The sequence below is a fragment of the Kribbella kalugense genome (genome assembly GCF_004365875.1).
In the GTDB taxonomy this organism is placed as follows: domain Bacteria; phylum Actinomycetota; class Actinomycetes; order Propionibacteriales; family Kribbellaceae; genus Kribbella; species Kribbella kalugense.
Window position 1 is genome coordinate 3,665,738 of sequence record NZ_SODF01000001.1, and the last position, 15,235, is coordinate 3,680,972.

Annotated in this window: 14 protein-coding genes; 9 read left to right on the top strand and 5 right to left on the bottom strand. The window is 67.9% G+C overall.

Translation table 11 applies throughout. From position 1 onward, the window contains the following. Positions 1-35: 35 nt before the first annotated feature. From EV650_RS17185 to EV650_RS17195, 3 genes are all read right to left on the bottom strand, one after another. Complete coding sequence (locus EV650_RS17185; RefSeq protein ID WP_134119745.1) at positions 36-1,634, bottom strand: ABC-F family ATP-binding cassette domain-containing protein; 1,599 nt, start codon at positions 1,632-1,634, stop codon at positions 36-38. Positions 1,635-1,750: 116 nt separating this feature from the next. Next, positions 1,751-3,160: an ATP-binding protein gene (locus tag EV650_RS17190; RefSeq protein ID WP_134119746.1), complete on the bottom strand. Its 1,410-nt coding sequence runs from the start codon at positions 3,158-3,160 to the stop codon at positions 1,751-1,753. A 2-nt stretch (positions 3,161-3,162) separates the two neighbouring features. Continuing rightward, the gene (locus EV650_RS17195; protein WP_134119747.1) at positions 3,163-3,846 is read right to left on the bottom strand and encodes a response regulator; all 684 of its coding nucleotides are present in this window, start codon (positions 3,844-3,846) and stop codon (positions 3,163-3,165) included. A 167-nt stretch (positions 3,847-4,013) separates the two neighbouring features. Between EV650_RS17195 and EV650_RS17200 the strand changes: the two genes are divergently transcribed. The 5 genes from EV650_RS17200 (at position 4,014) to EV650_RS17220 (ending at position 9,815) form a co-directional block, all read left to right on the top strand. Next, positions 4,014-5,807, top strand: coding sequence for an ABC transporter substrate-binding protein (locus EV650_RS17200; protein ID WP_134119748.1), 1,794 nt, complete (start codon positions 4,014-4,016; stop codon positions 5,805-5,807). A 7-nt stretch (positions 5,808-5,814) separates the two neighbouring features. Beyond that, positions 5,815-6,795 carry an ABC transporter ATP-binding protein gene (locus EV650_RS17205; protein ID WP_134119749.1) on the top strand — a complete coding sequence of 327 codons (981 nt, stop codon included), beginning with the start codon at positions 5,815-5,817 and terminating at the stop codon, positions 6,793-6,795. Continuing rightward, on the top strand, positions 6,792-7,808 hold the full coding sequence (locus tag EV650_RS17210) for an ABC transporter ATP-binding protein (protein WP_134119750.1): 1,017 nt from the start codon (positions 6,792-6,794) through the stop codon (positions 7,806-7,808). Before EV650_RS17205 ends, EV650_RS17210 begins: the two co-directional genes overlap by 4 nt. A gap of 118 nt (positions 7,809-7,926) precedes the next feature. After that, a complete protein-coding gene (locus EV650_RS17215; protein WP_134119751.1) occupies positions 7,927-8,853 on the top strand; it encodes an ABC transporter permease in 927 nt (308 codons plus the stop codon). A gap of 2 nt (positions 8,854-8,855) precedes the next feature. Beyond that, complete coding sequence (locus EV650_RS17220) at positions 8,856-9,815, top strand: ABC transporter permease (RefSeq protein WP_134119752.1); 960 nt, start codon at positions 8,856-8,858, stop codon at positions 9,813-9,815. 87 nt (positions 9,816-9,902) lie between these two features. On the opposite strand, the gene EV650_RS17225 is transcribed toward EV650_RS17220, so the two are convergent. Then, positions 9,903-10,892: a methyltransferase gene (locus EV650_RS17225; RefSeq protein WP_166678163.1), complete on the bottom strand. Its 990-nt coding sequence runs from the start codon at positions 10,890-10,892 to the stop codon at positions 9,903-9,905. A gap of 61 nt (positions 10,893-10,953) precedes the next feature. On the opposite strand from EV650_RS17225, the gene EV650_RS17230 reads away from it, so the two are divergent. Genes EV650_RS17230 through EV650_RS17240 form a run of 3 tightly spaced genes read left to right on the top strand, consistent with a single transcriptional unit; the run spans position 10,954 to position 13,306 of the window. Beyond that, positions 10,954-11,418, top strand: coding sequence for a MarR family winged helix-turn-helix transcriptional regulator (locus tag EV650_RS17230; protein ID WP_134119754.1), 465 nt, complete (start codon positions 10,954-10,956; stop codon positions 11,416-11,418). Beyond that, positions 11,415-12,407 (top strand): 2-dehydropantoate 2-reductase, encoded by a 993-nt coding sequence (locus EV650_RS17235; protein WP_134119755.1) that lies wholly within the window; start codon positions 11,415-11,417, stop codon positions 12,405-12,407. Before EV650_RS17230 ends, EV650_RS17235 begins: the two co-directional genes overlap by 4 nt. A 26-nt stretch (positions 12,408-12,433) precedes the next feature. After that, positions 12,434-13,306, top strand: a complete 873-nt coding sequence (locus EV650_RS17240) for an NAD(P)/FAD-dependent oxidoreductase (RefSeq protein ID WP_166678164.1) — start codon at positions 12,434-12,436, stop codon at positions 13,304-13,306. On the opposite strand, the gene idi is transcribed toward EV650_RS17240, so the two are convergent. Then, the gene (gene idi / locus EV650_RS17245) at positions 13,283-13,840 is read right to left on the bottom strand and encodes an isopentenyl-diphosphate Delta-isomerase (protein ID WP_134119757.1); all 558 of its coding nucleotides are present in this window, start codon (positions 13,838-13,840) and stop codon (positions 13,283-13,285) included. The two genes, EV650_RS17240 and idi, sit on opposite strands and share 24 nt — an antisense overlap. Before the next feature lie 201 nt (positions 13,841-14,041). Between idi and tyrS the strand changes: the two genes are divergently transcribed. Continuing rightward, positions 14,042-15,235: a tyrosine--tRNA ligase gene (gene tyrS, locus EV650_RS17250; RefSeq protein WP_134119758.1), complete on the top strand. Its 1,194-nt coding sequence runs from the start codon at positions 14,042-14,044 to the stop codon at positions 15,233-15,235.

Here is a 15,235-nt window from a genome sequence, read left to right on the forward strand (position 1 = left end):
CCCAGGTGGAACCGGGTCTCAACCCCAGGGTTGACTCACGCCAAGGAGACGAGCTCCAGGTAGTCGTCGGACCAGAGATCCTCGGTGGCATCGGGCAGGATCAGCACCCGGTCCGGACGGAGGGCCTCGATCGCACCCTCGTCGTGCGTGACCATCACGATCGCGCCCGGATAGCTGCCGACCGCGCCCAGCACCTCGTCCCGAGAAGCAGGGTCGAGGTTGTTGGTCGGCTCGTCCAGCAGCAACACGTTCGCGCTCGAGTGAACCAGTCCGGCAAGCGCCAACCGGGTCTTCTCTCCACCCGACAGCACACCGGCCGGCTTGTCCACATCGTCACCGCTGAACAGGAACGAGCCGAGCACGTTCCGGACCTCACCGTCGGTCAGACCGGGCGCGACCGCGGCCAGGTTCTGCCGCACCGTCCCGGCCAGATCCAGGGTGTCGTGTTCCTGGGCGAAGTACCCGAGCCGCAGGCCGTGACCGGGTACGACGCGACCGGCGTCCGGCTGCTCGCGACCCGCGAGAAGCCGGAGCAGGGTGGTCTTGCCCGCGCCGTTCAGGCCCAGGATGACGACCCGGCTGCCCCGGTCGATGGACAGGTCGACACCGTTGAGGACCTGCAGGCCGCCGTACGCCTTCTTCAGGCCGACCGCGGACAGCGGGGTCCGGCCGGACGGCGCCGGTGCGGGCAGCCGGATCTTGGCGACCCGGGCAGCCCGGCGTACCGGCTCGAGGTCGGACAGCAGCTTGTCCGCCCGGCGGGCCATGTTCTTGGCCGCCATCGCGGTGCTGGCGCCGGCCTGCATCTTCGCCGCCTGGGTGCGCAGGACCGCGGCCTTGCGTTCGGCGACCGCGCGCCCGCGCTGCCGGCGTCGCTCGTCCAGCACCAGCTGCTCGCCGTACTTCTTCCAGCCGGTGTTGTAGATGTCGATCGTCAGCCGCTGCGGGTCCAGGTGGAAGACCCGGTTGACCGTTGCCTTGAGCAACTCGCGGTCGTGGCTGATCACGATCAGGCCGCCGGGGTACGCCAGCAGGAACTGCCGCAGCCACAGCACCGAGTCGGCGTCGAGGTGGTTGGTCGGCTCGTCGAGCAGCAGCATGTCGTGCTGCGCGAACAAGATCCGGGCCAGCTCGACCCGGCGACGCTGACCGCCGGACAGCTGACCAACCGGCTGCTCGAGGGCGCGATTGGGCAGACCAACGCCGGCCGCGAGCCGCGCCGCTTCCGCCTCGGCCGCATAGCCACCGCCCGCCTGGAACTGCGCCTCGGCCCTCGCGTACGCCGCCATCGCGCGCTCCTGCGCTTCACCGGTGGCCGTGCTCATCGCGGTCTCGGCGTCGCGCAGCTTCCGGACCGCGGTGTCGAGACCGCGGGCGGACAGGATGCGCGAGGTGACGGTGATGGCGGGATCGGCCGCCCGCGGGTCCTGCGGCAGGTAGCCGACAGACCCGGTCAGGGCGATCTCACCCGCCGCCGGACGGCGTTCGCCGGCCAGCGTCGTCAGCAGCGTGGTCTTGCCGGCGCCGTTGCGACCGATGAGCCCGACGCGGTCCCCCGCGCCGACAGTGAACGAAAGGTCGGACAGCAAGAGCTGCGCGCCGACGCGAATATCAACACCGCGAACGGTGATCATGATGGTTACTCTCCGTAAATACTAGTAGACGCACTTCACCTGTTGGAGTGAGTGCGCCAGCTAGACACAGAGGCAAGTAGCCATACGTAAACGATAACCAGGGCGGGCAATACCTGTCAGCTGATTTTCGCCGGAAGCTCGACGATGAAGCGGGCGCCGCCGCCCGGGCGGTCGGTGACCTGGATGGTGCCGTGGTGCCACTGGACATGCCGGGCGACGATGGCCAGACCCAGTCCGACGCCGCGGCCCCGGCCGGAGGTCTCGCCGCGACCGAACCGTTCGAAGATGCGGGAGCGATCCTCGACCGCGATACCGGGGCCGGCGTCGTCGACGGTGATGATCACGCCCAGCCCACCAGCCTCGACCCCGACGCCCTTGCAGCCGCCGGCGTGGTCCTCGGCGTTCTCGACCAGGTTCGCGATCACCCGCTCGAGCCGGCGCTTGTCGGCCTGCAGGATCAGGCCCTCGGCGTCCGGCTCGACCGTGGTCACCTCCCGGCCGGCGGTCGCGTCCCCCGCGGCCCGGACCAGGTCGGCGATCCGGACGATCTCCCGGCTCCCCCGGTCGCCGCCGTCGTCGCGGGAGATCTCCAGCAGGTCGATCACCAGCCGCCGGAACCGGTCCAGGTCGTCGCCGAGCAGCTCGACCGGCTCGCGTACGACGGACGGCAGCTCGGCGCGATGGTTCTGGATCAGTTGCATCGAGTTCAGCATCGTCATCAACGGCGTACGGAGCTCATGGCTCACGTCGCCGGCGAACCGCGCGTCCACCGCCACCCGGCGTTCCAGATCCGCGGCGGTCTGGTTGAACGATCTCGCCAGCCCCCCGAGGTGGGGGTCGTTCTCCGCCTCCAACCGCGCGTCCAGCTTCCCGCGCGCGACCGCGTCCGCGACCCGGGTCAGCTCGGCGAGCGGCCGCAGCGCCAGCGTGCTGGCCAACCGCCCGACCGCGAGCCCGATCAGTGCGGTCGCGATCGCCGCCACGATCAGCGTGATCTTCAGCGTCCGCAGCGTGTTGTCCAGGCTCTCCAGCGGATGCCACTCGAAGAACGCCTCGCCCTGACGGCCGATCGGTACGCCGACCGCGAGCACCGGCTGCCCGTTGACCGCGATCCGCCGCTGTACGACGCTGCCGGCGAGTGCGGTCTGGATCAGGTCCGGCGGCAGGTCGGACGGTTGCCCGGTCAGCGAGTACCAATGGTCCTCGAGATACAGCATCGAGGCCGCCGCGTCGGTGGACGGCAGACTGTTCAGAACGTCCATCGCCTGCACACCCGGCAGCAGCGTCGGGCTGCCGCACTCGGCCCGTTCGCGGGCCGGCCGGCACGGTTGCGGCGGGCCGAACAGCCCGTACCGCAGCGCCGCCGCGTTGTCCGACGTCACCACCACCGCGGATGACGTGCGCTGCGAGGTCAGGTAGTCCGAGACCACACTCCAGGTCACGATCGCCAGAACCGTCGACAATCCGAGCGCCAGCAGGCCGTACGCCAGCATCACGCGGCCTCGCAGGCTGACCCGTCCCAGCAACGTCAGCTCACCAGTCGGTAGCCCAGGCCGCGGGCGGTGACGAGATGCTTCGGGCTGGCCGGGTCGCGCTCGATCTTCAGCCGGAGCCGCCGGACGTGGACGTCGACGATCCGGCTGTCTCCGAAGTACCCGTACCCCCAGACCTTCGACAGCAACTGCTCCCGGCTGAGCACCTTGCCCTCGGCACCGGCCAGCTCGGCCAGCAGCTTGAACTCGGTCCGGGTCAGCGGCAGCGTCTCGCCGTCCCGCGTCACCTCGGCCCCGGGTACGTCGATGCGCAGGTCACCGACCTCGAGCAGGTCGGCCTGTCGCGAGTTGGCCGGCTCGACCCGCCGCAGCAACGCCCGGATCCGGGCCGACAACTCCTTCGCGACCAGCGGCTTGGTCACGTAGTCGTCCGCGCCGGCCTCCAGCCCGGCGACCACGTCGTGGCTGTCGGTCCGAGCTGTCACCATGATCACCGGTACGTCGCTGGACCGGCGGATCTCCCGGCAGACGGTGAACCCGTCCCGGTCCGGCAGCATCAGGTCCAGCAGGACCACGTCCGGCGGCTCCCGGCGCAGTGCGGCCAGGGCGTCGTACCCGTTGGCCGCCTCCTGGACCTGATAGCCCTCGTCCTCCAGGGCAAGCCGCAGTACCCGCCGGATCCGCGGCTCGTCGTCGACCAGCAGCAAGCTGTGTGCCACGGACCCAGTGTCGCTCACACATGGTCGAGGTGACGGTTACGGCTGTCATGAATCCGTCATGTTGCGGCGGGCGGCGGTTGTCATCTGTTTGACGGTTGCGTGACCGGCGGTTCCGGTTGGGCCCGGAAGTCCTAACTTCGGCGCTATCGAGTCCCGGAGGAGGACCAATGGCCAGAAGACGGCTGGCGGCACTATCCCTTGCCGCCGTCGCGAGCCTGACACTCGCGGCCTGCAGCAACGGCGGCAACACGGTGACCGGATCCGGCAGCACCGCGGGCACCCCGGTCACAGGCGGCACCCTGAACATGCTCGGGGCGGGCGATGTCGACTACATGGACCCCAACATCAGCTACTACTCGGTCGGTTACCTGAACCTGCGGATGTGGAGCCGGCAGCTGTTCACGTATCCGGCCGATCCCGGCACCGACAACACCAAGCCGGTGGCCGACCTCGCCACGGACATGCCGACCACGGCGAACGGCGGGATCAGTGCCGACGGCAAAACGTACACGATCAAGATCCGGCCCGGCGCGAAGTGGAACACCAGCCCGGCCCGGGCAGTCACCGCCGAGGACATGGTCCGCGGCGTGAAGCGGACCGCGAACCCGGTGCAGCCTTTCGGCGGCATCCCGGACTTCGCCAACCTGATCGTCGGGTACAAGGCGTTCGCGGACGGATTCGCCAAGGCGCCGAAGACGGTGGCCGGGATCCAGGCGTACATCGACAAGACGGCTCTTCCCGGTGTGGTCGCCAAGGACGCCAGCACGGTCGAGTTCCACCTGACCCAGCCGGCCACGTACTTCGTCGACATGCTGACGCTGCCGGCCTTCTCGCCGGCCCCGGTGGAGTCGCTCAAGTACCTCCCGGCCAGCACGGACCTCGGTAACAACTTCCCGTCCGACGGCCCGTACAAGGTCGACAAGTGGGTGCCGACCAAGTCGATCGCCTACTCGCGCAACACCGCGTGGGACCCCGCGTCCGACCCGGTGCGCAAGGCGTACGTCGACAAGATCGTGGTGAACGAGACGGTCACGCAGGACTCGGTCCAGCAGCAACTGCAGACCGGTACGCCGACCGCCGACCTCGAGTTCGACGTCGGCCCGCCACCGTCGCAGCTGCCGGCCCTGATCGCGAAGAAGGACCCGAACCTGAACCTCGGGATGACGGCGTCGAGCAACCCGTACGTCATCTACAACACGGTCTCGCCGAACAACAACAAGGCGCTGCAGAACGCGAAGGTGCGGCAGGCGATCAACTACGCGCTCAACCGCAGCCACATCCTCCAGGTCATCGGCGGACCGACGATCAACCCGCCGCTGACGCACGTGCTGCCGGACAACATCGTCGGCTCGAAGCAGATCGACCCGTACCCGAACGACGTGGACAAGGCCAAGCAACTGCTGACGGAGGCGGGCTTCCCGCACCTGACGCTGAAGTTCCTGTACCGGAACGCGTCCGAGGGCAGCAGCAAGGCCTTCCAGACGATCCAGCAGGACCTGTCCAAGGTCGGGATCGATGTCGTCGGCGTACCGTCACCGAACGCGGACTTCTACGTGAAGTACCTGCAGGTGCCGACGGTCGCGGAACGCGGCGTCTGGGACATGTCGCTGGCCGGCTGGGGCGCTGACTGGTACGGCAACGCGGCGCTGTCGTTCTTCAACCCGCTGTTCTCCGGTCAGCCGTCGTTCCCGCCGATCGGCAGCAACTTCGGGCTGTACAACAGCGCGCAGACCAACGCACTGATCCAGCAGGCCGCAGCCGCGCCCACCCAGGACCAGGCGTCGGATCTGTGGGCCAAGGCCGACGCACAGGTGATGGCCGACGCGCCGTTCTTCCCGCTGACCAACCCGAAGAACCCGAACTACCACGCCTCACAGGTACACAACGCCGTCTACGTGCCGGCCATGCAGATGTTCGATCCGACGAACGTCTGGATCGACAAGGACAAGCAGGGCGGATAGGAACCTCATGGCTCTGCTTGAAGTAAGGGATCTCCGGGTCTCCTTCGACACCCCGGACGGCACCGTCCACGCCGTCCGGGGGTTGTCGTACGACGTCGAGGCCGGTCAGACGCTGGCGGTGGTGGGCGAGTCCGGTTCGGGCAAGAGCGTGTCCACCCAGACCATCACCGGCCTCACCCGCGGCGCGAAAGTATCCGGTACGGCGTTCTTCGACGGAACGGACCTGATCACCGCGGACCAGTCGACGCTCCGCCGGCTCCGGGGCGCCCAGATCGGGATGATCTTCCAGGATCCGCTGTCCAGCCTGCATCCGCAGTACCGGATCGGCTGGCAGATCGTGGAGATGATCCGGGCGCACGACAAGGAGATCAGCAAGCAGGCGGCCCGGAAACGGGCCGCCGACCTGCTGACCCTGGTCGGCATCCCCCGGGCGGCGGAACGGATCGACGACTACCCCCACCAGTTCTCCGGCGGCATGCGGCAGCGGGTGATGATCGCGATGGCGATGGCACTCGACCCGGCCCTGCTGATCGCGGACGAGCCGACCACCGCGCTCGACGTGACCGTGCAGGCCCAGGTGCTGAACGTGATGCGCCGGCTCCAGGAGCAGTTCGGTACGGCGATCATCCTGATCACCCACGACCTCGGCGTGGTGGCCGAGATGGCCGACGAGGTCGTGGTGATGTACGCCGGCGCGGTGATGGAACGGGCGCCGCGGCGGGACATCTTCTACCGCAACCACCATCCGTACACCCAGGGCCTGCTGGCCTCGTTGCCGGCCCGCAGCGGTGACCGGCTGACCCCGATCCCGGGGACACCGCCCAGCCTGATCAGCCTGCCCAAGGGCTGCCCGTTCGCGGCCCGTTGCTCCCACGTGTTCGACAAGTGCCGTGCCGAGGCGCCGCCGCTGATCGACGTCGCCCGCGATCCCCGGCACCAGTCGGCCTGCTGGCTACCGCACGAGAACAGCGAGGCGATCGCTTCATGACCGATGACGTACTGCTGAAGGTGGACGACGTACGGAAGAACTTCCCCACGCAGTCCAAGGAGGTGGTCCAGGCAGTCGCGGGTGTGTCGCTCGAGGTGCACAAGGGCGAGACCCTCGGACTGGTCGGCGAGACCGGCTGCGGCAAGTCGACGCTGGCTCGCTGTATGGCGCATCTGTACGACGTGACGTCGGGCTCGGTGTGGTTCGAGGGCAAGGACATCACCAAGCTGTCGCGCAAGGCGATGCGGCCGCTGCGGCGTGACGTCCAGGTGATCTTCCAGGACCCGTACGGCTCGCTGAACCCGCGCCGCCGGGTCGGATCGATCATCGGAGATCCGTTCGCCATCCACAACATTGCGTCCGGCAACGACCGGAAGAAGAAGGTCCAGGAGCTGATGGAGCTGGTCGGGCTGAATCCCGAGCACTACAACAGGTTCCCGGCCGAGTTCTCCGGTGGCCAACGGCAACGAATCGGGGTGGCGCGGGCGCTCGCGCTGCGGCCGAAGCTGGTGATCTGCGACGAGCCGGTGTCGGCGCTGGACGTGTCGATCCAGGCGCAGATCATCAACCTGCTCGCGGATCTGCAGAAAGAGTTCGATCTGACGTACGTGTTCATCTCGCACGACCTGTCCGTGGTCCGGCACGTGAGCAACCGGATCGCGGTCATGTACCTGGGCAAGATCGTCGAGCTCGCGCCGACGGACGAGCTGTTCGGGCAGACCCGGCATCCTTACACGCGGGCGTTGCTGTCCGCGTTACCGGTCGCCGATCCGGACACGGCCGACAGTCGTGAGCAGATCATCCTCGGTGGCGACATCCCGTCCGCGACGAACCCGCCGGAGGGGTGCAGGTTCCACACGCGGTGCCCGAAGGCGCGGCTCGATTGTGCGGCCGGCGAGCCGCCACTAGAGCCCGTCCTGACCGACGCCTACAACCACCAGACCGCGTGCTTCTATCCATTGACGGTAGGCGAGGACCTGTCCACCGCCGTACCGGACTTGAAGGCATCATGACTGCGCTTTTGGCCGGGCCTTCGGCGCCGGCAGGGTCATGGGGCTTTAACTCCCGGCCTTCCCTCGTCGCTCCGGTCGCTTCGCTCCCTCCGCTCCTCAGTCCAGGCCGGGAGGCCCCATGACCGCGGCAATCGAAATGGTCGATGTCCTCGACGAGCCTCAGACAATTGAGGGCCGGAGTCCGTTCACCCTTGCGTTGCGGCGGTTGCGCAAGGACAAGGTGGCGATGATCTCGCTCGTCGTGATCGTGCTGATCGTGCTGATGGCGATCTTCGCGCCGGTGTTCACGGCGATCACCGGGCACCCACCGAACGAGCAGTACCGCGACATCGGGCTGACCCCGGACGGGCTGCCGCGCGGACCGAACGGCACCTTCTGGCTCGGTACCGACGATCTCGGCCGGGACATCCTGGTGCGGATCGCGTACGGCGCCCGGGTGTCGCTGCTGGTGGGGGTGATCGCGACCGCGATCACCGTCGTCATCGGAGTCGTGCTGGGACTGGCGGCGGGGTTCCTCGGGGGGATCACCGACACCATCCTGGCGCGGCTGATCGACGTCGTACTGTCGGTGCCGTTCCTGCTGGTCGCGATCGCGCTGGTGTCGGTGACCGGCCCGAGTCTGACCGTCACAGTGCTGGTGATCGGCTGCTTCAGCTGGGCCTCGGTGGCCCGGATCGTCCGCGGCCAGGTGCTGTCGTTACGGGAGAAGGAGTTCGTCGAAGCGGCACGCTCGCTGGGCGCGGGCGACGGCCGGATCATGTACGTCGACATCCTGCCGAACGTGATCGCGCCGGTGATCGTCTACACGACCCTGCTGATCCCGGTGGTGATCGTGACCCAGGCGACGTTGTCGTTCCTCGGACTCGGTCTGCCGCCACCAACCGCCGACTGGGGCGGGATGATCAGCTCGTCGCAGAACTACTACACGACCGCGTGGTGGTTCATCCTCTTCCCCGGCCTTGCGCTGCTGATCACGACGCTCGCCTTCAACCTGTTCGGTGACGGCGTCCGAGACGCCTTCGACCCCCGCGCGGATCGGAGCTGACGATGGCAATGTTCCTGCTCCGCCGGATCGGTCACGGCATCCTGGTCCTGTGGCTGATCAGCATCGCGGTCTTCGGCCTGTTCTTCGTTGCTCCGAGCAACGTTGCGCAAACGCTGGCCGGCCGGCAGGCGACGCCGGAGACGATCGCGTTGATCAAGCACCGGCTCGGTCTCGACCTGCCGGTCTGGAAGCAATACCTGCACTTCCTGGGCAACGCGCTCAAGGGCAACCTCGGGTTCGACTACTACCACCAGGTGCCGGTGACGAAGATCATCGCCGGGGCGCTGCCGATCACGGTGTCGCTCGCGCTCGGTGCCGCCGTACTGTGGCTGTCGCTCGGGGTGTTCAACGGCGTGATCTCGGCGATCCACCCACGGTCGCTGGCGGACCGCGGGCTGACGTTGTTCGCGTTGTTCTTCTACTCGTTCCCGTCGTTCCTGCTCGGGTTGCTACTCCTGTACTTCCTGTACTTCCGGCTCACCCTGAGCGGGTTCAAATGGTTCCCGGCCGGCGGCTACTCGCCACTCGCCGGCGGCTTCGGGCCGTGGTTCCAGCATCTGTTCCTGCCCTGGATCGCGCTGGCATTGTTGCTGGCGGCAACGTATACCCGGTTGACCCGCGGCTCGATGCTGGACGTCCTCGGTGAGGACTACATCCGGACCGCGCGGTCGAAGGGGATCCGCGAGAGCCGGGTGATCGTCCGGCACGGTCTGCGCAGCGCGCTGACGCCGGTGGTCACGCAGTTCGGTATCGACCTCGGTCAGCTGATCGGCGGCGTGGTGGTCACGGAGACCGTGTTCAGCCTGCCCGGCCTCGGCCAGACCGCGGTGGTCGCGATCAACCAGCAGGACCTACCGGTGATCATCGGCATCGTCCTGTTCGCCTCGGCCGCGGTCGTGGTGGCGAACATCCTGGTCGACATCGCGTACGCCGTACTGGATCCGAGGGTGCGGCTGCATTAGAAGCGCCCGAGGTTCCTTGGTCGGGTTGGCCTCGGGGTGGTACCTAAGGACAGACATCCACCAGGTGTCTGTCCTCAGGTACGTCCCCTAGATACGTTCACAGGGCAGCAGAGAGAAGCGCTCGTCGCACGGGACGACCTGCTGCGGCGCCAGGCCCGCGGACCGGGCGAGATCCGCCCACTCCGCTTCGGTCCGGTCGGCACCGCCCGCGATCGCCAGCATCTCGATGTCGTCGAACTTCCCGTAGTGCGGACCGTTGCCTGGCGGGATCATCGTCTCGACGATCAGCACCGGGGCACCCGTCCGCGCGAGCACCCGGAGGATCTCGACCACCTGCTCGTCGGCGAAGTTATGCAGGCAACTCTTGATCAGGTAAGCATCACCCGGCGGCACCTCCTCGAAGAAGTCCCCCGCGACAAGTTCCACCCGGTCCGCGAGCCCTTCCCTGGCCAGCAGCGCCGACGCTTCCGGCAGCACCTCCGGCAGCTCGAACAGCACGCCCCGGATACCGGGATCCGTCCGGAGCACCTCCGCCAGCAGACTGCCCGAACCACCGCCGACGTCCACCACCACGCCGTACGCCGAGAAGTCGTGACTCCGGGCGATCGGGACCATCGCCCGACCGTGGAACGCGGCCGCCGCCGCGGCGAAGGTCCGCGCCTCGTCCGGATGCTCGCCCAGCCGTTGATAGATGCTCTGTCCGTAGACCTGGTCGAAGGCCGGCTCGCCGGTGCGAACCGAGTGCGTGAGCTGTGCGTACGGCGTCCAGAACGGCTCGAGGCCGAACATCATCGCCGCGGCTCGCAACGATCCCGGTACGTCGGACCGCAGCAAGGCGGCCGTCTCGGTGAGGGCGAACCGGCCGTCCACCTCCTCGTCGAAGACTCCGACGCTCGCCGCGGCGCGGAGCAGCCGGTACAGAGCGCGCGGCTGCGCGCCGACCCGTTCGGCCAGCTCGTCGACGGTCAGTGGTTTGTCCACCAGCTCGTCGGCCACGCCCAGCTCGGCCAGTGTTGCCAGCACCGGCGGGATCCACTTGCCGGTGAGGAAACCCATCACCTGCTGTCTGGCGGTCATCGTCATCCACTCCCCTAATGGTCAGGTTGCCTGACCAAGACGGTAAGGTAGCCTGACCCTCATGTCAACGCCGCGCTACTTCGGCCTGCTCCGGCTCGCGTTCGACCAGGCCCTGGCCACCGTGCTGGCCGCCGTCGGGCCACGCCACCCGGAGCTGCGCCCGGCACATCTCCAGCTGTTCCGGTTCGGCGGGATCGACGGGTCGCACACGGCTGAGCTCGCCGCGCACGCCGGGATGACGAAGCAGTCCATGCACGAGCTGGTGACGCATCTCGAGCGGCACGGCTACCTGATCCGGGAGGCCGATCCTGCCGATCCGCGGGCCAAGCGGGTCCGGCTGACCGCCGCCGGGCGCAAGCTGGAGCGGCAGATCCACGCGGCCATCGCCGACCTGCTCGAAGACTGGGAGACTCGGCTCGGCAGCGAGTCCTTCGACCACCTGTGGGCGACCCTGCAGACACTGACCGGCGAGACCGGTGAGCTGCCCGAGCGGTCACGGATCCGGTTGACCGAGGAGGTTCGGTGAACATCGTTGTGTACGGCGCCGGCGGGATCGGCTGCTATGTCGGTGGGCGGCTCGCGGCGACGGGGACGCCGGTGACATTCATCGGTCGTCAGCGGATGGCATCCGACCTGGCGTCGTTCGGCTTGCACCTGACCGACTATCTGGGCGCTGATCTCCGGGTCGCCGACGTGCGGTACGAGACGACGCCGGCGGCTGCGGCTGAGGCGGATCTGGTGCTGGTGACGGTGAAGTCGGCGGCGACCGCGGGTGCGGCCGACGAGCTCCGGGCCGTGCTCAAGCCTGGTGCGGTCGTGGTGAGCTTCCAGAACGGCGTACGGAACGGGGAGGTACTGCGGTCGCGGCTGAGCGATCAGGTCGTTGTCGCCGGGATGGTTCCGTTCAACGTGCTCAACCGGGGCGCCGGCGTGTTTCATCAGGGCACGGAGGGTGCGCTCGACGTCCAACGGGATGCCGCATTGACGCCCTACCTGGAGGCGTTCGAGCGAGCCGGATTGCCGCTGACGCAGCATGACGAGATCCTGCCGGTGCAGTGGGCGAAACTCCTGCTGAACTTGAACAATCCGATCAACGCGTTGTCGAATTTGCCCCTGCGCGACGAGCTTTCCCTGCGCCCGTACCGCCGTTGCCTCGCGGCCGCGCAGAGCGAGACCCTCGGCCTCCTCGATGCGGCCGGCATCCGTCCGGCGCAACTGTTGCCGGTGCCGATGCACCGCTTCCCGGCGATCCTTCGGCTGCCCGACTTCCTCTTCCGCCGGCTCGCCGGGAAGATGCTCGCCATCGATCCCCTCGCCCGTACGTCGATGTGGGAAGACCTCGAAGCCGGCCGCCAGACCGAGATCGACTACCTGAACGGCGAGGTCGTCCGGCTGGCCGACTCCCTCGGCCGGTCCGCGCCGGTCAACGCCAAGTTGGTGGAGCTCATCCGTGAGACCGAGAGCGACCGCCGCTCATGGTCCGGCCCGGAGCTTCTGCAGCGTCTTGTTATGTGAGACATATCTTCTCGTATACTGATCGCATGGATGTTGCAGTCATCGGTGGGAGTTTGGCGGGGTTACAGGCGGCCCTGACGTTGGGGCGGGCGCGGCGGCAGGTGGTCGTGTTCGACGACGGGCGGGCGCGGAATCGGGCGGCCGAGCACGTGCACAACTACTTGGGAGCTGAAGATCCGGCGCCGGGTGAGTTGCTGGCGGTCGGGCGACGGCAGTTGGCGACGTACGGCGTCGAGGTGCGGGACGAGCGTGTCGAGGACGCGACGGCTGACGACGACGGGTTCGAGATCGGTGGGGTGCGGGCGCGGGCTGTCGTGCTTGCGACTGGACTGTGGGACGAGCTGCCTGACGTGCCGGGCGTTGCCGACGGTTGGGGTCGGTCGGTGGTGGCGTGTCCGCACTGCCATGGGTGGGAGGTGCGGGACCAGCCGCTGGTGCAGCTAGGGATGCGGGGCCAGCCGGATCGGTCGGTGACTCGCGCGCTGTTGCTCAGCCGGTGGAGTGATGACGTGGTGTTGTGCACGGACGGGGACGAGATCACCGAGGCGCAGCTCGACCGCCTGCACCGAGCCAAGGTGACGGTCCGCACCGAGCGCATCCAGGAAGTGCGAGGCGCGCGGGTACATCTGGCGGGTGGAGACGTGCTGACGCCGGGACGTGTGTTCGTCGTCGTGCGGCAACATCAGCAGAGCGAGCTGGCCGAGACGCTTGGCTGTCAGGTGGAGGACGGTGCGGTGGTGACCGACGACGGCGGGCGGACGACCGTGCCCGGGGTCTACGCGGTCGGTACGACGACCAGCCCGGCGCTGCTCGCGATCGGTGCGGCCGGCCATGCGAGTACGGCGGCTGTCGCCGTACACAACGATCTGCTGGAGCTAGATCTGGGCGGCAGGTGGTAGCCGAGCGGGGTCGGCGATCGGCCAGTCGACTGGCGATGCGGTCAGCTGGTCCAGTTGCAGGAGGCACCACGGGGACAGGTCCGGGATGTCGCGGAGCTCGCTCCACTCCACCCAGCGGTACGACGCGACTTCGGCCGGATTCGGCGTCGGGTCACCGGTCCACCACACTCGGTAGACCGGGCAGATCTCGTTCTCGACCACACCGGTAGGCATCTCGGCGCGGTACCGGAACTCCGGCAGTACCAGGTCCGCCGACTCCACGATGATCCCCAGTTCGTCGGCGAGGCGACGGCGTACCGCTTGCTCGACCGGCTCTTCCGGAAGTGGGTGCCCGCAGCAACTATTGGTCCAAACGCCTGGCCAGGTAGGCTTTTCGAACGCTCGCTGGGTGAGCAGCACCCGCCCGGCCGTGTCGACCACGTAGCTGGAGAACGCGAGATGCAGCGGCGTCGCCGCGTGGTGGACCGTCGCCTTCGCCTCGGTCCCGATCGCACGCCCGTCGTCGTCCACCAGCACTACCCGCTCGTCGCTCACGCCCAGAGCTTAAGCCGGGTCTGCTAATCTGAGCGCGTGATCAAGCGAAGCGTGGCATATCGACCGGCTCTGGGAGGAGCCGGCGTTCGGTAGTTCGCGCAGCCGCTGCACCCAGAGCCTCCGAGGCAGGAACCGTCCGGTTCCTGCCTCTTTCCGTTGCCGGAGGCACTGGTTCGAGGTGCCTCGTCCGAGAGGAACCTGATGAATGCTGTGATCGACCGATTACGCCGTACCACCGACACCGTCATCGGCGCGGACGACCTGCGCGAACGGCTGGATTCCGGGCGTCCGTTGCGGATCAAGTACGGCGTCGACTGCACCGCGCCGGATCTGCACCTCGGCCACGCGGTCAACCTGTGGATGATGCGGCAACTGCAGGACCTCGGGCACCGCGTCGTGTTCCTGCTCGGCGACCTCACCACCCGCGTCGGCGACCCGACCGGCCGCTCCGAAACCCGGCCGGTGCTCACACCGGAGCAGATCGACGCGAACGCGGCGTCGTTCCTCGAGCAGGTGTCGCTCGTCCTGCGCACCGACCCCGAGGTGTTCGAAGTACGGCGGAACTCCGAGTGGTACGACGGGATGCCGGTGGCGGAGCTGTTGGGTCTGTTCGCCCAGGTCACGCAGGCGCAGCTGATGAGCCGGGACATGTTCCGCGAACGGGTCGCGGCCGGGCGGGAGATCGCCGTACACGAGCTGGTCTACCCGGTGCTGCAGGGGTACGACAGCTTTGCGATGCAGAGTGATCTGACGATCGTGGGGTCGGACCAACTGTTCAATGAGCAGCTGGGACGGCATTTCCAGCAGCGGTTGGGGGCGCCGCCGCAGGTGGTGATCACGACGACGATCACGCCGGGCATCGACGGGCGGGCCAAGCAGTCCAAGTCGCTGAACAACTACATCGGGCTGACCGACAGTCCTCGCGACAAGTTCGGCAAGCTGATGAGCATCCCGGACGAACTGGTCGAACCGTACGCCCGGGTCTACACCGAACTGCCACTCGAGACGGTCGCCGCCCTTGTGGACTCCGCCGGCGTGGGTGGTCCGGCGGCTCGGGACGCCAAGCTCCGGCTGGCCGCCGCGGTCGTGACGCGCTACCACGGCGCGGGCGCGGCTAGGACTTCCCTAGCGGAGTTCCGCCGTACCTTCACGGATCGCGCCGAGCCTGCGGACATCCCTGCGGTCGTCGTCAGCGCCGAGGTCGTCACGACGTTCGACCTCTTGCGTGCGGCGCGACCTGATGACAGCAACTCCGAGCTACGCCGGCTGCTACGTCAGGGCGCAGTATCGATCAACGGCGTACGAACAGAGGACGCGGCGGCACCGATCGACCTCACCTCCGACGTCGTACTGAAGTCAGGCACTCGCACCTGGCACCGGATCACGCGACAGTAG